Annotated in this window: 18 protein-coding genes; 13 read left to right on the top strand and 5 right to left on the bottom strand. The window is 72.0% G+C overall.

Going from position 1 to position 21,316, the window contains the following annotated elements; genetic code table 11:
• Nucleotides 1-18: 18 nt before the first annotated feature.
• Complete coding sequence (locus tag ACIGXO_RS22290; protein WP_399789454.1) at nucleotides 19-750, bottom strand: HAD family hydrolase; 732 nt, start codon at nucleotides 748-750, stop codon at nucleotides 19-21.
• Between the two features lie 124 nt (nucleotides 751-874).
• Here ACIGXO_RS22290 and ACIGXO_RS22295 point away from each other — a divergent pair, with 124 nt between their 5' ends.
• From ACIGXO_RS22295 to ACIGXO_RS22310, 4 genes are all read left to right on the top strand, one after another.
• Nucleotides 875-1,978: an NAD(P)H-dependent flavin oxidoreductase gene (locus ACIGXO_RS22295; RefSeq protein ID WP_399789456.1), complete on the top strand. Its 1,104-nt coding sequence runs from the start codon at nucleotides 875-877 to the stop codon at nucleotides 1,976-1,978.
• Nucleotides 1,979-2,000: 22 nt separating this feature from the next.
• Nucleotides 2,001-3,551, top strand: coding sequence for an acyl-CoA synthetase (locus ACIGXO_RS22300; RefSeq protein ID WP_399789459.1), 1,551 nt, complete (start codon nucleotides 2,001-2,003; stop codon nucleotides 3,549-3,551).
• A gap of 195 nt (nucleotides 3,552-3,746) precedes the next feature.
• The gene (locus ACIGXO_RS22305) at nucleotides 3,747-5,279 is read left to right on the top strand and encodes a fatty acyl-CoA synthetase (RefSeq protein WP_399789461.1); all 1,533 of its coding nucleotides are present in this window, start codon (nucleotides 3,747-3,749) and stop codon (nucleotides 5,277-5,279) included.
• 235 nt (nucleotides 5,280-5,514) lie between these two features.
• A complete protein-coding gene (locus tag ACIGXO_RS22310) occupies nucleotides 5,515-6,315 on the top strand; it encodes a VOC family protein (RefSeq protein WP_399789464.1) in 801 nt (266 codons plus the stop codon).
• 205 nt (nucleotides 6,316-6,520) lie between these two features.
• Here the strand turns inward: ACIGXO_RS22310 and paaK are convergent, their stop codons facing one another.
• Entirely contained in the window at nucleotides 6,521-7,813 is a 1,293-nt protein-coding gene (gene paaK, locus ACIGXO_RS22315; protein WP_399789702.1) for a phenylacetate--CoA ligase PaaK, read from the bottom strand.
• 187 nt (nucleotides 7,814-8,000) lie between these two features.
• Between paaK and ACIGXO_RS22320 the strand changes: the two genes are divergently transcribed.
• Together ACIGXO_RS22320 and ACIGXO_RS22325 are read left to right on the top strand one after the other, a co-directional pair.
• Nucleotides 8,001-8,699 carry an alpha/beta fold hydrolase gene (locus tag ACIGXO_RS22320; protein WP_399789466.1) on the top strand — a complete coding sequence of 233 codons (699 nt, stop codon included), beginning with the start codon at nucleotides 8,001-8,003 and terminating at the stop codon, nucleotides 8,697-8,699.
• Nucleotides 8,700-8,806: 107 nt separating this feature from the next.
• Nucleotides 8,807-9,523 carry a chorismate mutase gene (locus ACIGXO_RS22325; RefSeq protein WP_399789469.1) on the top strand — a complete coding sequence of 239 codons (717 nt, stop codon included), beginning with the start codon at nucleotides 8,807-8,809 and terminating at the stop codon, nucleotides 9,521-9,523.
• Here ACIGXO_RS22325 and ACIGXO_RS22330 read toward each other — a convergent pair.
• Complete coding sequence (locus ACIGXO_RS22330) at nucleotides 9,513-10,622, bottom strand: questin oxidase family protein (protein WP_399789470.1); 1,110 nt, start codon at nucleotides 10,620-10,622, stop codon at nucleotides 9,513-9,515. The two genes, ACIGXO_RS22325 and ACIGXO_RS22330, sit on opposite strands and share 11 nt — an antisense overlap.
• 76 nt (nucleotides 10,623-10,698) lie before the next feature.
• Nucleotides 10,699-11,652, bottom strand: coding sequence for an LLM class flavin-dependent oxidoreductase (locus tag ACIGXO_RS22335; RefSeq protein ID WP_399789473.1), 954 nt, complete (start codon nucleotides 11,650-11,652; stop codon nucleotides 10,699-10,701).
• A gap of 276 nt (nucleotides 11,653-11,928) precedes the next feature.
• Here ACIGXO_RS22335 and ACIGXO_RS22340 point away from each other — a divergent pair, with 276 nt between their 5' ends.
• From ACIGXO_RS22340 to ACIGXO_RS22355, 4 genes are all read left to right on the top strand, one after another.
• Nucleotides 11,929-12,729 (top strand): DeoR/GlpR family DNA-binding transcription regulator, encoded by an 801-nt coding sequence (locus ACIGXO_RS22340; protein ID WP_399789475.1) that lies wholly within the window; start codon nucleotides 11,929-11,931, stop codon nucleotides 12,727-12,729.
• Nucleotides 12,730-12,811: 82 nt separating this feature from the next.
• On the top strand, nucleotides 12,812-14,224 hold the full coding sequence (locus tag ACIGXO_RS22345; protein ID WP_399789478.1) for a four-carbon acid sugar kinase family protein: 1,413 nt from the start codon (nucleotides 12,812-12,814) through the stop codon (nucleotides 14,222-14,224).
• Nucleotides 14,225-14,361: 137 nt separating this feature from the next.
• Nucleotides 14,362-15,423, top strand: a complete 1,062-nt coding sequence (gene pdxA, locus ACIGXO_RS22350) for a 4-hydroxythreonine-4-phosphate dehydrogenase PdxA (RefSeq protein ID WP_399789480.1) — start codon at nucleotides 14,362-14,364, stop codon at nucleotides 15,421-15,423.
• The gene (locus ACIGXO_RS22355) at nucleotides 15,420-16,742 is read left to right on the top strand and encodes an MFS transporter (RefSeq protein WP_399789483.1); all 1,323 of its coding nucleotides are present in this window, start codon (nucleotides 15,420-15,422) and stop codon (nucleotides 16,740-16,742) included. Before pdxA ends, ACIGXO_RS22355 begins: the two co-directional genes overlap by 4 nt.
• Here ACIGXO_RS22355 and ACIGXO_RS22360 read toward each other — a convergent pair.
• Nucleotides 16,706-18,325 carry an acyl-CoA synthetase gene (locus tag ACIGXO_RS22360; protein WP_399789486.1) on the bottom strand — a complete coding sequence of 540 codons (1,620 nt, stop codon included), beginning with the start codon at nucleotides 18,323-18,325 and terminating at the stop codon, nucleotides 16,706-16,708. The genes ACIGXO_RS22355 and ACIGXO_RS22360 overlap by 37 nt on opposite strands.
• 164 nt (nucleotides 18,326-18,489) lie before the next feature.
• Here ACIGXO_RS22360 and ACIGXO_RS22365 point away from each other — a divergent pair, with 164 nt between their 5' ends.
• The 3 genes from ACIGXO_RS22365 to ACIGXO_RS22375 are packed head-to-tail and all read left to right on the top strand — an operon-like array spanning nucleotide 18,490 to nucleotide 21,311.
• Entirely contained in the window at nucleotides 18,490-19,290 is an 801-nt protein-coding gene (locus tag ACIGXO_RS22365) for a crotonase/enoyl-CoA hydratase family protein (protein ID WP_399789489.1), read from the top strand.
• Between the two features lie 33 nt (nucleotides 19,291-19,323).
• Nucleotides 19,324-20,271, top strand: coding sequence for a Zn-ribbon domain-containing OB-fold protein (locus ACIGXO_RS22370; protein ID WP_399789492.1), 948 nt, complete (start codon nucleotides 19,324-19,326; stop codon nucleotides 20,269-20,271).
• Nucleotides 20,271-21,311 carry a thiolase domain-containing protein gene (locus ACIGXO_RS22375; protein ID WP_399789495.1) on the top strand — a complete coding sequence of 347 codons (1,041 nt, stop codon included), beginning with the start codon at nucleotides 20,271-20,273 and terminating at the stop codon, nucleotides 21,309-21,311. The genes ACIGXO_RS22370 and ACIGXO_RS22375 overlap by 1 nt, the downstream gene beginning before the upstream one ends.
• Nucleotides 21,312-21,316 lie beyond the last annotated feature (5 nt).

Raw genomic sequence — 21,316 nt, forward strand, 5'->3', positions numbered from 1 at the left:
CTCCGGGCCAGCTGCTCTCTAGGGGCTGGGCGCGCATACGAGGCGCAGCACCGCGTCCAGCCCGCGCACCGCCCCCGGGGCGGCGCCGGCGGGCAGTACGTAGGACCGCAGTCCGCTGCCGGCCGCGCCGCCGTCCTTGGCGGGGTGGTCGCCCACCATCAGCGTCTCGGCGGGCGCGACGCCCAACTGTCCGCAGGCGTGCGCGAACAGGGCCGGGTCGGGCTTCTCCGTGTCGTGCTCGAAGGAGTGCACCCACGCCGCGAAGTACCGGTCGAGCCCGTGGTGCGCGAAGGTCGGGCGCAGGTCCCAGCCCACGTCGCTGACCACGCCGAGCGCGATGCCGCGCCCCGCGAGGGCGTCCAGCGTCTCCGCCGCGTCCGCGTACGGGCGCCAGTGCTCCGGCGACCGCAGCTGCTCGTACAGCGCCTCCGCGACCGGCGCCAGGGCCGGCACGGACGCGTACCACGTCGTGAAGGCATGCCTGTGGGCCGCCGCGGAGACGTCGCGACCGCGCTGGGCGGCGACGACCTCCGGCTGCGTCAGACCGGCCTCCAGGCCCGTCAGCAGGGCGTCCATCGCCGCCTCGCTCACGGGGGAGCCGAGCGCCGCACGTATGCGGTCGGCGTACGAGGCGATCTGGAACAGCGTGCCGGAGAAGTCGAAGAGCACGGCGCGTACATGGGGCGGGTGCGGCGCACTGTCCGGGGAGCGCAACGGGCCCTCGGGGCCGCAGACGGGAAGAGGTCTCATGGCGGGGATCTTCCCCCGGCAGCCGTAAAGCCGACGCAGGAACTGACGTAAGAAGCGACACGGAAACTGACGTGACGTCAGAAAATCTCTTCCCTCGTGCGGCGGGCTGCGGCATCCTGCGCGCATGCAGACGGAGTTGAGCAGCACACTGGGTGTCGAGCACGCCGTCTTCGGGTTCACGCCGTTCCCCGCCGTGGCCGCGGCGATCTCCCGGGCCGGCGGGTTCGGCGTGCTCGGCGCGGTACGGTACGCCGCCGCCGACGACCTCGCGCGCGACCTGGACTGGATGCAGGAGCACACCGGCGGCCTGCCGTACGGACTGGACGTCGTGATGCCCGCGAAGAAGGTCGAGGGCGTCACCGAGGCGGACATCGAGGCGATGATCCCGCAGGAGCACCGGGCGTTTGTCGAGCGGACGCTCGAGAAACACGGGGTGCCGCCGCTGCCCGAAGGCGCGGCGCCCGGCTGGCGGATCACCGGCTGGATGGAGCAGGTCGCCCGCTCCCAGCTGGACGTCGCCTTCGACTACCCGATCAAACTGCTGGCCAACGCCCTGGGTTCGCCGCCCGGCGACATCGTTCAACGAGCCCACGATCACGGCATTCTCGTCGCCGCGCTGGCCGGCAGCCCCCGGCACGCCCGGCACCACCAGGAAGCCGGCATCGACATCATCGTCGCCCAGGGCTACGAGGCGGGCGGGCACACCGGTGAGATCGCCACGATGGTGCTGACCCCCGAAGTCGTGCGCGCCGTCGACCCGCTCCCCGTACTGGCCGCGGGCGGCATCGGCACCGGCGAACAGATCGCCGCCGGCCTCGCCCTCGGGGCGCAGGGCGTCTGGCTCGGCTCGGTCTGGCTGACCACCGAGGAGGCCGAGCTGCACTCGCCGCGGCTGACCCGGAAACTGCTCGCGGCCGGCCCCGGTGACACCGTCCGCTCGCGCGCCCTCACGGGCAAGCCCGCGCGCCAGCTCCGTACCGAGTGGACAGACGCCTGGGACGACCCGGCGGGCCCGGGGCCGCTGCCCATGCCCCTCCAGGGCCTGCTGGTCGCCGACGCGCTCTCGCGCATCCAGAAGTACGAGACCGAGCCGCTGCTCGGCACCCCCGTCGGCCAGATCGTCGGACAAATGAACGACACCCGCAGCGTGCAGGCTGTCTTCGACGACCTCACCCGCGGCTTCGAACGCGCCATTGACCGCATCAACCGCATAGCGGGTCGCGCCTGATCCGCCCGAAGGGAGCTCGGCCATGTCGCAACCCCCCAGCGGCTTCTGGGCCCAGGCAGCCGCGGACCCGGACCGCACCGTGCTGGTCGCGCCGGACGGCGAGGAGTGGACCGCAGGGCGGCTGCACGCCGCCTGCAACCGGCTCGTCCACGGGCTGCGCGCCGCGGGCCTCGAACGCGGCGACGCGTTCGCCGCCGTGCTGCCCAACGGCGTCGAGTTCTTCACCGCCTACCTGGCCGCCTCGCAGGCGGGCTTCTACCTCGTACCCGTCAACCACCACCTCGTCGGCCCGGAGATCGCCTGGATCGTGGCCGACTCCGGGGCCAAGGTGCTGATCGCCCACGAGCGGTTCGCCGAGGCGGCCCGGGACGCGGCCGACGAGGCGAAGGTGCCCGCGGAGCGCCGGTACGCGGTCGGCACGGTCGACGGCTTCCGCCCGTACGCCGGACTCCTGGCCGGACAGCCGGAAACGCCGCCCGCCGGACGCACGCTCGGCTGGGTCATGAACTACACCTCGGGCACCACCGGACGCCCGCGCGGCATCCGCCGCCCGCTGCCCGGCAAGCTCCCCGAAGAGACCCATCTCGGCGGCTTCCTCGGCATCTTCGGCATCCAGCCGTTCGACGACAACGTGCACCTGGTGTGCTCGCCGCTGTACCACACCGCCGTCCTGCAGTTCTCCGCCGCCGCCCTGCACATCGGCCACCGGCTCGTCCTGATGGACAGCTGGACACCCGAAGAGATGCTGCGCCTCATCGACACCTACAGGTGCACGCACACCCACATGGTCCCCACCCAGTTCCACCGGCTGCTCGCCCTCCCGGAGGAGACCAGGAACCGGTACGACGTCTCCTCGATGCGGCACGCCATCCACGGCGCCGCTCCCTGCCCCGACCACGTCAAACGCGCCATGATCGACTGGTGGGGGAGGTGCGTGGAGGAGTACTACGCGGCCAGCGAGGGCGGCGGCGCGTTCGCCACCGCCGAGGACTGGCTCAAGAAGCCCGGCACGGTCGGCAGGCCCTGGCCCATCAGCGAGCTGGCCGTCTTTGACGACGACGGCCGCCGCCTCCCGGCCGGCGAGCTGGGCACCGTCTACATGAAGATGGCCACCGGCGGCTTCCGCTACCACAAGGACGACGGCAAGACCGAGCAGAACCGTATCGGCGACTTCTTCACCGTCGGCGACCTCGGCCACCTCGACGAGGACGGCTACCTCTTCCTCCGCGACCGCAAGATCGACATGATCATCTCCGGTGGCGTCAACATCTACCCCGCCGAGATCGAGGCCGCGCTGCTCGCCCACCCCGCCGTCGCCGACGCCGCCGTCTTCGGCATCCCGCACGACGACTGGGGCGAGGAGGTCAAGGCCGTCGTGGAGCCCACGGACGGCCGCGTGCCGGACGAGACGCTGGCCGCCGACATCCTGGCCCACTGCGCCACCCGGCTGGCCGGCTACAAGCGCCCCAAGACCGTCGACTTCATCGCCACCATGCCGCGCGACCCGAACGGCAAGCTCTACAAGAGGCGACTGCGCGCGCCGTACTGGGAGGGCCGGGAACGCGCGCTCTGAGGCGCGTGGCCGTCCGGTGTGCAGGCGTCCCCTGAAGCGCGGCGCGGACAGTCCCGGCCGGTCGCTCTGAGGCGCGGCGCGGACAGTCCCGGCCGGTCGCTCTGAGGCGCGGCGCGGCGGCTGTGGTTCCAGAGGCTGCCGCGTCCCGGTGCCGTCTCCCTTGACCCGGGCGGAGGCTGGGCACAGGATCGCGCCATGGCAGGAGTGCGGAGCAGTACGGTCGACGGAATGCTGCGGCGGAGCGCGCGGCGGGTGCCCGAGCGCACGGCGGTGCGGTACGCCGAACGGTCCTGGACCTACCGGCAACTGGACGACGCGGTCACCGCCGCGGCCCGGCTGCTCCTCGGGGAGGGACTGCACCCCGGCGACCGGGTCGGCTCGTACGGGCACAACTCCGACGCGTACCTGATCGGATTCCTCGCCTGCGCCCGCGCCGGCCTCGTCCACGTCCCCATCAACCACCACCTCACCGGCGACGACCTCCAGTACATCGTCGAACAATCCGGCAGTGCGCTGGTCCTCACCGACCCCGCACTCGCGCATGAACTCCCGGGCGGCGTACGGGCCCTGCCGCTCCGCGACGCCGACGACGCGCTGCTCGCCCGGCTGGCACGGCTGCGCAAGGACCCCGCGGCGCTCGCCGCCCTCCCGCCGCTCGCCGACGTCGACGCCGAAACCCTCGTCCAGCTGCTCTACACCTCCGGCACTACCGCGCTCCCCAAGGGCGCGATGATGACCCACCGCGCGCTCGTCCACGAGTACGTCAGCGCCATCACCGCGCTCGACCTGGCCGAAACCGACCGGCCGCTGCACTCCCTCCCGCTCTACCACTCCGCCCAGATGCACGTCTTCCTGCTGCCCTACCTGGCCGTGGGCGCGCAGAACACCATCCTGGACGCGCCCGTGGCCGAGACCATCTTCGAACTGGTGGGCGCAGGGCGCGCGGACAGCCTCTTCGCGCCGCCCACGGTGTGGATCGGCCTGTCCCACCACCCCGACTTCACCGCGCGCGACCTGACAGGGCTGCGCAAGGCGTACTACGGCGCGTCGATCATGCCGGTCCCGGTACTGGAACGGCTCCGCGGCCGCCTCCCCGGCCTCGCCTTCTACAACTGCTTCGGGCAGAGCGAGATCGGCCCGCTGGCGACCGTGCTGGGGCCGGGCGAGCACGCGGGGCGGATGGACTCCTGCGGGCGGCCCGTGCTCTTCGTGGAGGCGCGGGTCGTCGACGAGGAGGGCCGCGACGTGCCGGACGGCACGGCGGGGGAGGTCGTCTACCGCTCGCCGCAGCTGTGCGAGGGGTACTGGGAGAAGCCGGAGGAGACCGCCGCGGCCTTCAGGGACGGCTGGTTCCGCTCCGGCGACCTCGCCGTACGGGACTCCGAGGGGTACCTCACGGTCGTCGACCGGGTGAAGGACGTCATCAACTCCGGCGGCGTGCTGGTCGCTTCGCGGCAGGTCGAGGACGTGCTGTACGAGCACCCGAAGGTCGCCGAGGTCGCGGTGATCGGACTGCCGGACGACCGGTGGATCGAGGCGGTGACCGCGGTGGTCGTACGGACGGAGGACGCGGGCGACCTCACCGAGCAGGAACTGATCGACGCCGCCCGCACCCGGCTGCCCGCCTTCAAGACGCCCAAGCGGGTCGTCTTCGTCCCCGAGCTGCCGCGCAACGCCAGCGGCAAGATCCTCAAGCGGGAACTGCGGGAGCGGTTCGGCCGACGCTGAGCGACGGGCCGACGCTGAGCGACGGGCCGGTGCCCGGTCGGCCCGGCACCCGCCCGCGCCGCGGCGGCATGCCGCCTGACCTGCGGTGACGTGTCGCTGCGGGGCGACTGTCAGTGGTGCCTGCCATGCTGAGAACCGCTCAGAAAAATGGGCGGTGCGGTCCGTACCCGGCCGGCGGGCGCACACCGTCATGACAGCAGTTCATACGCTTCGCCACACACCGAAGGATCTGCTCATGCTCTCGACCGATTACGAACCGGGCACGCCGAACTGGCTGGACCTCGGCGTCCCCGACGTGGACGCGGCCGTCGCCTTCTACAGCGAGGTGTTCGGCTGGACCTTCGAGTCCGCCGGACCGGACGCCGGCGGCTACGGCTTCTTCCGGCTGGACGGCAGGATCGTCGCCGCGATCGGCCCGCTGGTCGAGGAGGGCGCCCGCCCCTCCTGGACGGTGTACTTCCACACGCCGGACGCGGACGGCACGGCCAAGGCGGTGGAGACGGCCGGCGGCACGGTCCGCGCCGCGCCGATGGACGTCTTCACGGCGGGCCGGCTGGCGGCGTTCACCGACCCCGACGGCGCTCAGTTCGCGGTCTGGCAGCCCGGCGACACGAAGGGGCTGGAGGTCGTGATGGAGTCCAACGCCCTGTGCTGGACGGAGCTGTACACGACGGACAGCGCCAGGGTGAAGGACTTCTACAGCTCGGTCTTCTCCTGGCAGTACCAGGACCTGCCGATGGGCGAGGCGGGTGCGTACACCATCGTCGTACCGGCGGGCGTCGCGGCCTCGCCCGCGTTCGGCCAGGGCGGCATCATGCAGCTGCCCCAGGAGAACCTCGACCGCGGCTCCACGTCCGAGTGGCACCCGTACTTCGGCGTGGACGACTGCGACGCGACGGCAGCGGCGGCGACCGAGCGCGGCGCGGTCGCCCTCATCGCCCCGGTGGACGCGGAGGGAGTCGGCCGCCTGGCAATGTTCCGCGACCCGTTCGGCGCCACCTTCGCCATCATCAAGGGAGAACCGCCGACGAGCTGACGGGAACACCGCCCACGAGCTGAGGGGAACACCGCCCACGAGCTGACGGGAACGGTGAGGGGAACGGGGGGCAGGGGACGAGAACAGGCATGCCGTCGGTGAGGGCGAGGGGTGGGGAGGGGGTGGGGGGGGGAGGCCCCCAGGGGAGAGGCTCGGGTCAGGAGAGGCTCGGGTCAGGAGAGGCTCGGGTCAAGAGAAGCTCCGGTCACACGTCCCTGAGGTCCACGATGCGCTTGATCTTGCCCACCGAGCGCTCCAGCGTCTCCGGGGCGACGATCTCGACCGCCACGGTGACCCCGATGCCGTCCTTCACGGCGCGGGCGATCCGGTCCACCGCGGCCGTGCGCTGCTCGGGGGTCGCGTCGGGGCGGGCCTCGGCACGTACGGTCAGCTCGTCCAGCCGGGCCTCACGGGTCAGCCGCAGCTGGAAGTGCGGCGCGATCCCCGGGGTACGCAGCACGATCTCCTCGATCTGGGCGGGGAAGAGGTTCACCCCGCGCAGGATGATCATGTCGTCGCAGCGCCCGGTGACCTTGGCCATCCGGCGGAAGGCGGGGCGCGCGGTGCCCGGCAGCAGCCGGGTGAGGTCGCGCGTCCGGTAGCGGACGACCGGCATGGCCTCCTTGGTGAGGGAGGTGAACACCAGCTCGCCCTCCTCGCCGTCCGGGAGCACCTCTCCGGTGACCGGGTCGACGACCTCGGGGAAGAAGTGGTCTTCCCAGATGTGCAGCCCGTCCTTGGTCTCCACGCACTCCTGCGCGACGCCCGGCCCCATCACCTCGGACAGGCCGTAGATGTCGACCGCGTGGATGGCCGTCCGCTCCTCGATCTCGCGGCGCATCTCCTCGGTCCACGGCTCGGCACCGAAGACGCCGACCCGGAGGGAGGTCGTCCGCGGATCGATGCCCTGGCGCTCGAACTCGTCCAGAAGGGTGAGCATGTAGGACGGCGTGACCATGATGATCTCGGGCCGGAAGTCCTGGATCAGCTGCACCTGACGGGCGGTCATGCCACCGGACGCCGGGATGACCGTACAGCCCAGCCGCTCGGCACCGTAGTGCGCGCCGAGCCCGCCGGTGAACAGCCCGTATCCGTACGCCACGTGCACCTTGTGGCCGGGACGGGCGCCGGCGGCACGCAGCGACCGGGCCACCACATCGGCCCAGACGGACAGGTCGTGCTCGGTGTAACCGACGACGGTCGGGCGGCCCGTGGTCCCGCTGGACGCGTGGATGCGCCGTACGGCCGACTCCGGCACCGCGAACATCCCGAAGGGGTAGCCGGCGCGCAGGTCGTCCTTGCAGGTGAAGGGGAAGCGTGCGAGGTCGGCGAGGGTACGGCAGTCCTCGGGGCGCACGCCCGCCTTCTCGAACGAGGCGCGGTGGAACGGCACGTGGTCGTACGCGTGCCGCAGCGTGGCCCGCAGCCGCTCGAGCTGGAGCGCCCGCAGCTCCTCGCGCGTCAGCCGCTCCGCGTCGTCGTACGCCTCCGTGGCCATGGAGGCGTACGTCCCCGGAGCCTTCGGCCCGTCCGGTGTTCCTGCCATCCGTATGCACCGCCCGTGTCCCGTACCGGTCGCCCGGACGCCGACCGATCATTCGGTGGCCGGTGTCGGAATCAAGTAATCAGCGGGCGGCGAACACGTCAAGGGTCTTGAACCGTGCCGCCGCGGGTACCTTCGGCCCATGGCGGACGTACAGAAGGTGCAGGTGGACGGGGTCGAACTGGCGTACAGGGCGTGGGGCGAGGCGGACGCGCCCCCGGCCGTACTGCTGCACTGTCTCGGCGAGGACGGTGAGGACTGGCGCGGGGTGGTCGGCCAGCTGGCGACCACCCACCGGGTGTACGCGCTGGACCAGCGCGGGCACGGGCAGAGCGACTGGCCCGGCGAGTACGGCTTCGAGCGGTGGCGGGACGACGCGATCGGCTTCCTCCGCGAGCTGCGGCTCGACGAGGTCACCCTCATCGGCCACTCCCTGGGCGCGGTGGCCGCGCTGCTGGTGGCCGCCGAGCGGCCCGAACTGGTGGCGCGGCTGGTCCTGGAGGAGGCGGCGCCCCCGCTGCCCGCCGAGCCGCCGCAGGAGGTACCGGAAGCGCCGCCCGGCCCGGCCGCGTTCGACTGGGCGGCGAAGACCGCGGTGGTGGCGGAGCGGAACGCGCCGGATCCGCGCTGGTGGGACGGCCTCCCGCGGATCACCGCGCCGACGCTGGTGATCGGCGGCGGCGCCGACAGCCACATCCCGCAGGAGCACCTGGCCCGCATGACGGAGCTGATCCCGCACGCCGAACTGGTCACCATCGACGGCGCGGGCCACCTCGTCCACGAGGAGCGGCCGCGCGAATTCCTCGACGCGGTACAGGGGTTCCTGGCGCGGGAGGGGTGAGGCCGCGGAGCCGGCCCCGGTAGCCGTAACGGTCGTTGATCGAGTAGAACAAGGCGGTACGCCGACATCGCACGGCATCTCGTACGACCGACCGAGAAGGGCGACCCGTGCCTCTCCGCAGCCCTGACCGCCGTGGTGCACCGCGGCGCGTCCTCATCCGCCGCGCGCTGGTCACCGCCGCTGCCGCGACCGTGCTGTGCACCGGAGCGCCCGGCGCGGTCGCGGCCCCGGCGGCCCAGGCCGCTCCGTCGGCCGCGCAACCGGGCCAGTACGCCCCACACACAGGTCAGTACGCCGCACATCCGGGCCAGTACGGTGCGCTCCGCCCGATCGCCGCGCTGTCCGCCGAGCGGCTGGTCACCGCCGACCTCGTCGCGGCGGCGAAGTGGGGCACCGGCAGCCCCATCGACGACCCGGCGCGGGAGCGGCAGGTGCTCGAAGCGGTGGCCCAACGGGCCCGCGAACTGGGGGCCGACCCCGACGGCACGGTGGCCGTCTTCCGCGACCAGATCGAGGTGAACAAGATCGTGCAGCGCGGTCTGCACCGCCGCTGGGCCGCCGATCCCGCCCAGGCCCCCACCACGCGCCCGGACCTCAACGAGGTCCGCAAGGAGATCAACCGCATCAACGAGGGCCTCGTGCGCGCCCTCGCCGACTCCGCGCCCGCGCGCCGGTCCCCGTCCTGCACCCCCGTCCTGACCGTTGCCTCGGCCCATGCCGTACGGGACGATCACCTGGATCCGCTGCACACGATCGCCCTGGCACGCGCCGTGCGCTCCGTCTGCGGCCAGGCTTCCGCAGCGGAATCCGGCGTCACGGAATGAGGCCGGTTTCGGGCGTCGGAATGCGCAGTTGGGCGGCCTGGACCGCGGCGGCGTAGCGGGGGTCGGGACGCAGGCCGTTCTCGCGCAGGCACGCCTCGGTGAACTTGATGACGTGCTCGTCCTTGTGTTCCACGGCGCGCGCGATCAGTTCGCCGAAGGGCGGGACCTCGGTTTCCAGCGCGGTCTCGCGCGCCGTGTCCTCGCCGCGGCGACCACCGGTGAAGGAGAGGAGCAGCGCCACATGGAGCTGCCAGACGGCGGCAACCGTCGGCAGCCGCATTTCCGGCGGAAGGTGGGGCAGGACGATCCGGACGGCGGCGGGCAGCGTCACGCCGTGGAGCAGCGGAATGGGATAGATCTCGGTGTGGACGAGATAGAGACCGGCGAACTCGGCCGTCATCTCGCTCAGTAGCAGCTCGGGGTCCTTCGGAGCGACGGCGTGCAGCGCTTCGGTGTATCCGGGGATCTCGGAGATACGGTTGAGCCTGTCCCGTGAGATCACCCTCGCCTTCGGCGGGGCCAGAAACTCCGCCAGTTGCTCGCGCGGAATTTCCGCCACGGCCTGAGCCAGGGCGGCCTTTCCCCGGAAGTCTGCCTCCCCGGGAAGGGTGCGGTAACGGGCCGCCCAATAGGCGAGGCCACGCGCGAGTTCGGTCAGCTGTGCCCGGCTCGGCTGCGGAGTGCCGGACAGGCTGCGTACGGCGTGCGCCGTGCGGATCGCGCCGTGCGTAATGCCCGCCAGAAGGCCGGATATCAGGCGCGGCCACCACCGGACGAGTACCTCGCGCCAGGGCGCTTCGGTCAGTTCCCGGAAGAACAGCTGCTCCCAGTCCCCGGCCCGGTCGAAATCGCCCAGCGCGGAGCGCCAGGAGCCTTCGTCCGACGCATCGAGGGGAAGGAAAGGCGCGGGCCTGTCGTGATGCGGTTTGGCGCGGTAGACCTCGACCCAGGTGCCGATCTGATCACCGTGCCCGAGTGTGGCCAGCACCTCGGACGCCATGGGGCCGTGGTTGACCAGTTCGTTGCGTTCGCCGCGCTCGTATCCCAGATCGTCCAGGCGCTCCAGCGCTTCGTTGACGGCATCGAAATAGGTCACCACGGGGATCTCCTCTGCTGGTTTTCTCTTCGGGTCTTCTCTTCCGGCCTTCGCGGACATCGATGACGTGCGGGGCGTGTCAGGAGATCAGGGGAGCGAGTTCTCCGGTGAGGAGTTCCAGGTGGCGAAGGACCAGGTCGTCGGGCATTCCGGCGATGCTCGCCCAGAAGATGAGGTGCTCCACGGGCAGCCCCTCCGCCATCGCCCCGATCCGCTGCGCGGCCTGGTCCGGAGTAAGGACATCGAGCAGCTCGCGCAGTTCGCCGGAGGCCGGATCCGGCTCCAGCCACGGCAGCTGCGGCCGGCCGCTGCCCTCCGACCAGCCCTGCCGATAGGTATTTTTCTGATGGGCCAGATGCGGCGCGATCCGTATCCACGCGGCTTCGGGATCGTCCGCCAGCACAATGGGCACGAGGTCACCGACCCGCGCTGTGCTCACATCATGTCCGCCTTCTTCGAGCCCGGCCGTGTAATGCGCGAACATGGGGCGGGAGATGTGGAGATACCCCATACCGAGTCGGCCTGCCATCCGCGCGCCGCGTGGACCGTAGAACCCACCCCATATTGGTACGGGGTCCTGCAGCGGCAGCGGTGTCACGACCTTTTCGCGCCACAGTCGGCGTACTTCCGCGACGGCCTCCCCGGCACGCGTGGTCCGGCGCTCGTGCGGGACATCGAAAAGCTGGAATTCCGGTACTCGGTATCCGGCGCCGATGCCGAGTTCGAGACGGCCGCCGCTGATCAGGTCGACGATTGCCGCTTCCTCGGCCAGATGGGCGGGTGCGCGCAGCGCCGGTATGACCACCGAAGTGCCGATCCGTGCATGCTTCGTGCGCGCCGCGGCGGCCGCGGCGAAGGTGAGCGGCTGCGGCAGATAACCGTCCTCGAAGCGATGATGCTCGGTGAACCAAAGGCCCCCGATGCCGCGTCGGTCGGCTTCCTCGCAGAATTCCAGCGTACGCGCGTAGTGGTCGGCCCACGGCCGCTGCCATTGCGCGGGATTGCGCAGATCGAAGAGGAGCCCGATCCTCATTGTCGTTCTCACCTTCCGTGGCACACGGCGTGCGTGAACAGCGCTCGAAACAGCTTCTGTTGATCACGATGCGGGGGTCAAGGTTTCCCGTGTCAGGTCTGTGTCAGGTCTGTGTCAGATCTGCGTGAGGGAAGGTCATGTCGATGTCATTCCCCCCTCCGGAAGGGAATCCAGCTGTCCATCGGAAGGCGCACCGAGCGCTGCCGGTCACCTTGCTACTCTCAACTTGCGCGATGTGCGCAACTTCGAGCGGATGACGGTGACGGAGGGCAGTTGATGAACGGGGAGCGGGCGGGGACACGGGAGCGGCGCCGGCGGATGGTGGAGCTGCTGGGGGAGGGCGATGTCAGCGTGCACCGGCTGGCCGCCGAGTTCGGCGTCTCGCTGTCGACCGTACGGCGGGACCTGGCCAGCCTCGCGGACCGGGGGCGCATCACGCGTACGTACGGCGGGGCCGTCGACCACCGCCTCCCGGAGCGGTCCTGGCGCGACAAGGAGGGCGTGCAGCGCGCCGAGAAGGCCGCGATCGCGCGGGCGGCGGCGGAGCTGGTGCGGCCGGGCGACGTCGTGCTGCTGGACGCGGGGACGACCGTCGCGGGGGTCGCGCACGAGCTGCGCGACCGCACCGACGTCACGCTGGTCACCAACGGGCTCTCCACGCTGCTCGAGCTGGCCGACGCGGACGTGGAGCTGGTCGTCCTGGGCGGGCGGCTGCGGCGGCCCAACGAGGCGCTGCTGGGCGCCCGTACGCTGCGTGAGCTGCGCGGCATCACGCCGGATCTGGTCTTCCTCGGCGTCGACGGGCTGGACGCGCGGCGCGGCATCAACTGCCCCGACCACGAACAGGCCGCGCTCAAGGAGGCGATGGCGGAGTGCGCGCGGGCCTCCTGGGTGCTCGCCGACCACTCCAAGCTCGGCGGCGCGCCTTCGAAGGACGAAGGCGCCGCCCTCAGGCCCGCCTTCCCCTACTGGGCGGCGATGCCTCCCGGTACCGGACTCATGACCACAGCCGATACTGCGACGCTCGCGGCATACGAAGACGAGCGCTGGAACGTCTCGGCGGTGCACACGTATTGACGCGCCCGCGTCCGGTGGCCAAGGCTGAAGTGACGCAAACGCGCATCTTGGGATGCGCGGTTCGCTCGTTTCGGGAGGTGCCGTGCCGCAGGTCCTCGTCGTCGGAGACGATCTCACCGGGAGCAATGCCACCGGCGCGCTGTACGCCAGGCTGGGACTGCGCGCGGTCACCGTCAGCACGCTGGACCAGGTACGCCGCTTCGCCGGCCGCGCCGACGTCCTCGTCGTCAACACCGGGTCCCGGCACTGGCCGGCGGGGCGCGCGTACGACGCGGTACGGGCGGTGGTCGCGGCCGCCGGGCCCGTCCCGCTCGTCGCCAAGCGCGTGGACACCACGCTGCGCGGCAACCCGGGCCGGGAGCTGGACGCGGTACTCGACGCCCTGGCGGCGGCCGCCGCCGAGCAGCCGGCACCCGTACCCACCACTGCCCCCACTGCCCGAACCGCCCCCACCCGTGTCCTCGCCGTCCCCGCCTTCCCCGACGCCGGCCGGACCACCGTCGGCGGGCTGCACCTCGTCGACGGCGTGCCCCTCACCCGTACCGCCGTGGCAAAGGACCCCTTCGACCCGGTACGGCACTCCCGCGTGGCCGCGCTGCTCGGCGAGCAGACGAGCCGGTCCACGGCCGAACTTCCGCTGGACGTCGTGGAGGCGGGCACCGAGCAGGTCGTCGCGGCGCTGCGCGCGGCCACCGCCGACATCGTGATCGGCGACGCCACGGAGAACGCCCATCTGCACACGATCGCCGCGGCCGCCGCCCGGGTCGCTGCCGAGGACGGAGTGCGGTGGGTCGTACTGGACTCGGGCCCGTTCGGCGCCGCGTACAGTGCCGCGCTCGGCATCCGGCCGCGGGAGGCCGAGCCGCCGCGCGTCCTCGCCGTGGTCGGCAGCATCACCGAGCGCACCGGTGAGCAGCTCGACCGCGCCGCGGTGGAACTGGGCGCCGTCTGGGCCGAGCTCGACCCCGAACATCCCGAACCCGAGGCGGTACTGCGTACATTGCGGGCCGCGGCCGACGAAGGCGCGACTGTACTCGGGGTACGGGTCGCGACCGGCCCCACGCGCCCCCTACCGAACGCACGCGCTGCCGAACGCATCCTCCACGCCCTGTCCGAGACCGCCCGACGCGCGGTCACCGAACTGCGGCCGGGCGGACTGTACGCGTCGGGCGGCGACGTGGCGGCAGCCGTGACCGCGGCACTGGGCGCGGAGGGGTTCGCCATCGAGACCGAGGTGCTGCCGCTCGCCGTCGCCGGGCACCTCGTCGGCGGGCCGCACGACGGCCTGCACTTCGCCACGAAGGGCGGCCTGATCGGCGGCCCGGACGCGGCCCGCGACTGCCTGGACCACCTCCGGGTGGCCTGCATGCGCGATGCGCTGCGGGGGTGGGAGCGGGGGGTGGGGCGGGGGAGGGAATCGAACGGAACGCTGCGCCCGATTGCGCGCGGCGGCAGCTCCCCATCCCGGACATACCCGGAAGCGGCCGCGCCGTAACTGTCCGTGGCCGGGCGCTCGCCAGTCAGCGGTTCGCCGGCCGCTTGTAGGCATCCGTCAGGCACCCGTCAGCCATCCGTCAGCCATCCATGAGGCATCCGTACTCAACTGTCGTACTCACCTGTGAGGTCACCTTCATGAGCGCATCCGTCACCTCCGAAACCTCTTCCTCCCTCCCCCTTCTCGCCGTCACCCTCGGCGATCCCGCCGGTATCGGGCCCGAGATCGTTGCCCGTACGCTCGCCGATCCGGAGACCGCGGGCGTGGGGCGCGGGATCGCGGTCGGGGACGCCGCGGTGCTGCGGCGGGCCGTCGCCGTCTGCGGGCTGGACGGCGTGCGGGTCAACGCGATCGGCGCGCCCGGCGAGGCCCGCTTCGAGCCGGGGTGCATCGACGTGCTCGACCTCGGGATCGTCACCGGGGACCTGGCGTGGGGCCAGGTCAGCGCCGAGGCCGGGCGGTCGGCCGTCGCGGCGATCGAGACGGCGACCCGCATCGCGCTCGACGGCGAGGTCGACGGGATCGTCACCGCGCCGATCAACAAGGAGGCCATCTGGGCGGCGGGTTCGCAGCACCTCGGGCACACCGAGATGCTCGGCGAGCTGACCGGCGCGGCGCACTTCGACACCATGTTCGTGGTGCGCGGGCTGAAGATCTTCTTCACCACCCGGCACGTCGCGCTGCGCAAGGCGCTGGACCAGATCACCGAGGAGCGGGTCGCGGACAGCATCCGGCACGCCGTCACCGCGCTGCGCGTCTTCGGCCATGACGAGCCCCGGCTCGCCGTCGCCGCGATCAACCCGCACGGCGGCGAGGGCGGACACTTCGGGGACGAGGAGATCACCGCCCTGCGCCCCGCCGTGGAGAAGGCCGCCGCCGAGGGACTCGGCGTGTACGGGCCGGTCCCCGCCGACTCGGTCTTCCACCAGGGGCTGGCAGGGCGGTACGACGGCGTGCTGTCGCACTTCCACGATCAGGGGCACATCCCCGCCAAGACCGTCGACTTCGACGGCACGGTGTCCGTGACGGTCGGGCTGCCGATCCTGCGCACCTCCGTCGACCACGGGACCGCCTTCGACATCGCCGGTACCGGCAAGGCGTCGCCCGGCACCATGGCCGCCGCCTTCCGCGCCGCCGCGGACTTCAGCCGCTTCACCGACCGGATCCGCGCCGCATACGGGACGGGGGTCCGCCCATGACGGCCCCGATGCCGGCTCCGGCCCCGGATCACGCGCCCGCCAAGCGCTGGGTGTACGTGATCCCCGTCGCCGCGTTCATGTACATGCTGGCCTACCTGGACCGGAACAACGTCTCCGTCGTGCTGCCGTACATGCACGGCGATCTGGAGCTCTCCCATGCTGACCAGGGCCTGGTCAGCGGGATCTTCTTCGTCGGATACGTGTTCCTGCAGATCCCGGCGGCGGTGCTGGCGCAGCGCTGGAGCGCGCGGAAGACCGTGCTGATCCTGATGGTCGCCTGGGGGCTGGCGGCGATGGTCTGCGCCTTCGTCCAGACCAAGGAGCAGTTCTACGTGGCGCGGTTCGCCCTCGGCTTCTTCGAGGGCGGCGTGTGGCCCGCCGTACTGATCCTGCTCGCCTCCTGGTTCCCGCTGCGCGAGCGGGCCCGCGCCAACGCCCTCTGGATGGCCTGTCTGCCGCTGTCGTCGATCATCATGGCCCCGCTGTCCGGACTGATGCTCGACCACGCGAGCTGGCGGTGGGTGCTCTTCCTCCAGGGCGTGCCGCCGCTGGTGTGGGCCGTGGTGTGGTGGTTCGCCGTCGCGGACCGGCCCGCGCAGGCCCGCTGGATCTCCCGGGCCGAGGCAGCCCACCTGGAGAGCGCGCTGGCCGCCGACGAGGCAGCCAAGCCCGCGCCGGCGGGCGGCGGTTCGTATCTGAAGGCGGTCCGGAAGCCGCAGGTCCTGCTGCTGATCGGGGTGTACTTCTGCTGGATGACCGGCTTCTACGGGTTCAGCCTCTGGCTGCCGTCGGTCGTCAAGGAGCTGACGCACGGGGGCTCGTCGACGGAGGTCGGGCTGCTCACGGCGATCCCGTTCGTCCTCGCGCTCGCCGCGATGATCGGCAACGCCGCCTGGTCGGACCGCACGCGGCGGCGGCGTGCCGCGGTCGCCGGGCCCCTGGTGGTCGGCATCGCCGCGCTGCTGCTCGGCCAGGTGGTGGACGGCGGGTTCCCGCAGATGGTGCTGCTGTGCGTGACGGCGGTCGCGGTGTACGCGCCCTACGGGCCGTTCTGGGCGATCCCCGGCGAGCTGCTGCGCTTCGAAGTGGTCGCGGTGGCCATGGGGCTGGTCAACGCGCTCGGCAACCTGGGCGGCTTCGCCGGGCCGTACCTGGTCGGCTGGCTGACCGATGTGACGGGCACGCAGCTCACCGGGTTCGCGGTGCTCGCGGGCTTCCTGGCGGTGGCCGCCGCACTGGTGACCTTCGGGCTGCGCCCGGCGGCCACGGCGCCCCGAGGGGCTCAGCCCTCCGCCGCCACCCGCTTCGCCCAGCGGTAGTCCGCCTTGCCGCTGGGGGAGCGCTGGATGCGGTCGGTGACCACGACCGTGCGGGGGATCTTGTAACCGGCCAGCCGGGTGCGGCAGTGGGCCTGGACGGCGGCCAGGTCCACCGGGCCCGCGCCCGCCCGCAGCTGCACCACGGCCGCCACCCGGCTGCCCCAGCGGTCGTCCGGCACGCCCGCGACCAGCGCGTCGTACACGTCCGGGTGGGCCTTCAGGGCCTGCTCGACCTCCTCCGGGTACACCTTCTCGCCCCCGGAGTTGATGCACTGCGAGCCGCGCCCCAGGACCGTGACGACGCCCTCCTCGTCGACCGTCGCCATGTCGCCCAGCAGCACCCACCGCTCGCCGTCCGCCTCGAAGAACGTCTCGGCGGTCTTCGCGGGGTCGTTGTAGTAGCCCAGCGGTACGTGGCCGCGCTGCGCCAGCCGGCCGGGCTCGCCGGGCGGTACGGGGGCGTGCGTGACCGGGTCGACCACCGCCGTACGGCCGTTGACGCGCAGCCGGAAGCCGGTGTCCGGGCCCGCGTCCTCGGTGGCGGTGCCGTTGAAGCCGGACTCCGAGGAGCCGAAGTTGTTCAGCAGCATCGCGTGCGGGAGCAGGGCGCTGAACTGGGCGCGTACGGTGTCGGAGAGGATCGCGCCGGAGCTGGAGACGGCGAACAGTGAGGAACAGTCGGTACCTTTCAGGGGGCCGGCCAGGGCATCCGTCAGCGGGCGCAGCATCGCGTCGCCTACGAGGGAGACGCTGGTGACCCGCTCGCGTTCGATCGTTCGCAGTACCTCTTCGGGCACGTACTTGCGGTGCAGGACCACCTTCTGGCCGAAGTGGAAGCCGATGAACGCGGTGAGCGTCGACGTGCCGTGCATGAGCGGGGGAGTGGGGAAGAAGACCAGGCCCTCGCCGCTCGCGGCGGCCCGCTCGGCCAGCTCCTCGGGGCGGGAGACCGGTTCGCCGGTGGGGGCGCCGCCGCCCGTTCCGGAGAAGAACAGGTCCTCGTGGCGCCAGACCACGCCCTTGGGCATGCCGGTGGTGCCGCCGGTGTAGATGATGACGCGGTCGTCGGCGCTGCGCGGCCCGAAGCCGCGGCCGGGTGAGCCGGCGGCCTCCGCGTCCGTGAACCGCACTACGGGGAGCGCCGGTTCGCTTGCCCCCGGGGGCGGCGTGCCGACGCGTACGAGGTGCCGCAGACGCGGCGCTTCGGGGGCGGCGGCCGCCACCCGCTCGGTGAACTCCGCATCGAAGACCAGCGCCACCAGGTCCGCGTCCCGGTAGAGGTAGACCAGCTCGTCCTCCACGTACCGGTAGTTGACGTTGACGGGGACGGCACGGATCTTCAGGCAGGCGTAGAGGGTCTGGAGGTACTCGACGCCGTTGTAGAGGTGCAGGCCGACGTGGTCGCCGGGGCGTACGCCGGAGTCCGCGAGGTGGTGGGCGAGGCGGTTGGCCGCCCGGTCCAGCTGCGCGTAGGTGAGGCGGCGTTCGGCGCCGGTGCCCGGGATGTCGGCGTACACCAGCGCCTCGCGGCCCGGTACCGCGTCGACGATCGACTCGAAGAGGTCGGCAAGGTTGTACTCCACGTCTCCTCCTGATCGCGCGGCCGCTGATCCGGCGCTCATTAGAGCGTCCGGGGAGGAAAGGGGGAAGAGCCGTGGCCAAGAAAACTGACTGAGTGTCAGAAAAGCCTTGAAGTCGCGAGGGCGCTACTGCAACCTGTTCTCGTTCCGGAGACGGGAGGACGTCCATGGGCGGCACCGAACACGTGCTCACCGAGCGCGTCGGGGCAACGCTGGTACTCACGCTCAACCGGCCCGAGGCGAAGAACGCGTTCTCGCCCGCCATGCTCGTGGGCCTCTACGACGGCTGGCTGGCCGCCGATGACGACGACGGCATCCGGTCCGTCGTCCTCACCGGCGCGGGCGGCGTCTTCTGCGCGGGCATGGACCTCAAGGCGCTGGCCGGCGACGGCATGGCCGACGACGCGCACCGCGCCCGGATGAAAGCCGACCCCGACCTGCACTGGAAGGCGCTGCTGCGGCACCACCGGCCGCGCAAGCCCGTCATCGCCGCCGTCGAGGGCCACTGCGTCGCGGGCGGCACCGAGATCCTGCAGGGCACCGACATCCGGGTCGCGGGCGAGAGCGCCGTCTTCGGCCTCTTCGAAGTGCGGCGCGGACTCTTCCCCCTGGGCGGCTCGACCGTCCGGCTGCCGCGCCAGATCCCGCGCACCCACGCCCTGGAGATGCTGCTCACCGGACGCCCGTACAGCGCGCACGAAGCCGAGCGCATCGGACTGATCGGCCACGTCGTGCCCGATGGCGGAGCCCGCGCCAGAGCCCTGGAGATCGCCGAGCAGATCAACGCCTGCGGGCCGCTGGCCATAGAGGCGGTCAAGGCATCGGTGTACGAAGGTGCCGAGCTGACCGAGAGCGACGGGCTCGCACACGAACTCGACCTCGGCTGGCCCGTCTTCGGCACCGACGACGCCAAGGAAGGCGCCAAAGCCTTCGCCGAGAAGCGCCCGCCCGTCTACCGGCGCGCCTGACCGCCCACCGGCGCACCTGATGAGGAGCAGCCCGTGACCACCGAGACCCTCTCCGCCCCGCTCGTCGTCGAATTCCCCTTCACCCGCTCCCTCGGTCCCGTACAGAGCGCCTTCCTCACCGGGCTCCGCGAACGCACCGTCCTCGGGGTGCGCGCCGCCGACGGCACGGTGCTGGTGCCGCCCGTCGAGTACGACCCGGCCACCGCTGAAGAGCTGCGCGAGCTGGTCCAGGTGGCGGAGACCGGCACGGTCACCACCTGGGCCTGGAACCCGCACCCCACCGCCAAGCACCCCCTCGACAGGCCCTTCGCCTGGGTGCTCGTCCGGCTGGACGGCGCCGGCAGCTCCCTGCTGCACGTGCTGGACGCGCCCTCGGCGGCGGCCGTCAGCACCGGGATGCGGGTCCGCGTCCGGTGGGCGGCGGAACGTACCGGAGCCATCACCGACATCGCCTGCTTCGAACCGTACGACGGCGCCCCAGGGGACGAACCTCACGACCACAGCGGCGACTTCGCCGACGCCGTCTCCCTCGTCGCCCTCCCCGCCCGCCTCGACTACACGTACAGCCCCGGCCGTGCCCAGACCGCGTACCTACGGGCGCTCGCCGAGCGGCGCATCGTGGGCGAGCGCTGCCCCGAGTGCCGCAAGGTGTACGTGCCACCGCGCGGCGCCTGCCCCACGTGCGGCGTGCCTACCGGGGAACGCGTCGAGGTGGGCCCGAAGGGCACCGTCACCACCTACTGCGTCGTCAACATCAAGGCCAAAGGGCTGGACATCGAAGTGCCCTACGTCTACGCCCACATCGCCCTGGACGGTGCCGGGCTCGCCCTCCACGGCCGCCTCGCCGGCATCCCGTACGACCAGGTCCGCATGGGGATGCGGGTCGAGCCCGTCTGGAAGGAAGGGCAGCGCTGGCCCGACCACTACCGCCCCACCGGAGAACCGGACGCCGACTACGACACGTACAAGGAGCTGGTCTGATGCGAGAGGTGGCGATCGTCGCCTTCGGACAGTCCGACCACGTACCCGACAGCGCCGCGGTCTCCGAGGTGGAGATGCTGATGCCGGTGCTGAACGACGTGCTCGGCCGGGCCGCCCTGAAGGCCGGCGAGATCGACTTCGTCTGCTCCGGCTCCAGCGACTACCTCGCCGGGCGCGCCTTCTCCTTCACGATGGCGCTGGACGGCGTGGGAGCCTGGCCCCCGGTCGCCGAGTCGCACGTCGAGACGGACGGCGCCTGGGCGCTGTACGAGGCGTGGGTGAAGCTCCTCACCGGCGAGGCCGACACCGCGCTCGTGTACTCCTACGGCAAGTCCTCGCCCGGCGATCTCCGCGAGGTCCTCACCCGCCAGCTCGACCCGTACTACCTGGCGCCGCTGTGGCCCGACCCCGTGGCGCTCGCCGCCCTCCAGGCGCAGGCCCTCTTCGACGCAGGCGTCACCGATGAGCGTGCGCTGGCAGGAGTCGCGGCCCGCAGCCGTACCGATGCCGCCGCCAATCCCCACGCCCAGTTGCGCGGCGAGCGCCCCATGGGCGAGCACGTCGTGGCGCCCCTGAGGCGCGGCGACTGCCCGCCCATCGGGGACGGCGCGGCCGCCGTCGTCCTCGCCGCCGGGGACACCGCCCGCAGGCTGTGCGACCGGCCCGCCTGGATACGCGGCATCGACCACCGCATCGAAGCGCACGCCCTCGGAGTCCGCGACCTCACCGACTCCCCGTCCACCCGGCTCGCCGCCGAACGCGCCGGAGCCTTCGCAGGCCCCGTGGACACCGCCGAACTGCACGCGCCCTTCACCTCCCAGGAGATCGTGCTCCGCCGCGCCCTGCGGCTCGGCGACGAAGTGACGGTCAACCCCTCGGGCGGCGCGCTCGCCGCCAACCCGATGATGGCCGCGGGCCTCATCCGGCTCGGCGAGGCGGCCGCCCGCATCCAGCGCGGCGAGTCCCGGCGCGCCCTCGCACACGCCACCTCCGGCCCGTGCCTGCAGCAGAACCTGGTCGCCGTCCTGGAAGGGGAGTGAGGCCA

This window comes from Streptomyces sp. NPDC053542, assembly GCF_044544685.1.
In the GTDB taxonomy this organism is placed as follows: domain Bacteria; phylum Actinomycetota; class Actinomycetes; order Streptomycetales; family Streptomycetaceae; genus Streptomyces.

Bases quoted from the DNA above. Each gene is read 5' to 3' on its own strand.
- ACIGXO_RS22340 (WP_399789475.1), top strand. From the start codon at position 11,929: ATGAACGGGGAGCGGGCGGGGACACGGGAGCGGCGCCGGCGGATGGTG.
- ACIGXO_RS22320 (WP_399789466.1), top strand. From the start codon at position 8,001: ATGGCGGACGTACAGAAGGTGCAGGTGGACGGGGTCGAACTGGCGTAC.
- ACIGXO_RS22305 (WP_399789461.1), top strand. From the start codon at position 3,747: ATGGCAGGAGTGCGGAGCAGTACGGTCGACGGAATGCTGCGGCGGAGC.
- ACIGXO_RS22355 (WP_399789483.1), top strand. From the start codon at position 15,420: ATGACGGCCCCGATGCCGGCTCCGGCCCCGGATCACGCGCCCGCCAAG.
- ACIGXO_RS22310 (WP_399789464.1), top strand. From the start codon at position 5,515: ATGCTCTCGACCGATTACGAACCGGGCACGCCGAACTGGCTGGACCTC.
- ACIGXO_RS22375 (WP_399789495.1), top strand. From the start codon at position 20,271: ATGCGAGAGGTGGCGATCGTCGCCTTCGGACAGTCCGACCACGTACCC.
- ACIGXO_RS22290 (WP_399789454.1), bottom strand. From the start codon at position 750: ATGAGACCTCTTCCCGTCTGCGGCCCCGAGGGCCCGTTGCGCTCCCCG.
- ACIGXO_RS22300 (WP_399789459.1), top strand. From the start codon at position 2,001: ATGTCGCAACCCCCCAGCGGCTTCTGGGCCCAGGCAGCCGCGGACCCG.
- paaK (WP_399789702.1), bottom strand. From the start codon at position 7,813: ATGGCCACGGAGGCGTACGACGACGCGGAGCGGCTGACGCGCGAGGAG.
- ACIGXO_RS22295 (WP_399789456.1), top strand. From the start codon at position 875: ATGCAGACGGAGTTGAGCAGCACACTGGGTGTCGAGCACGCCGTCTTC.
- ACIGXO_RS22335 (WP_399789473.1), bottom strand. From the start codon at position 11,652: ATGAGGATCGGGCTCCTCTTCGATCTGCGCAATCCCGCGCAATGGCAG.
- pdxA (WP_399789480.1), top strand. From the start codon at position 14,362: ATGAGCGCATCCGTCACCTCCGAAACCTCTTCCTCCCTCCCCCTTCTC.
- ACIGXO_RS22365 (WP_399789489.1), top strand. From the start codon at position 18,490: ATGGGCGGCACCGAACACGTGCTCACCGAGCGCGTCGGGGCAACGCTG.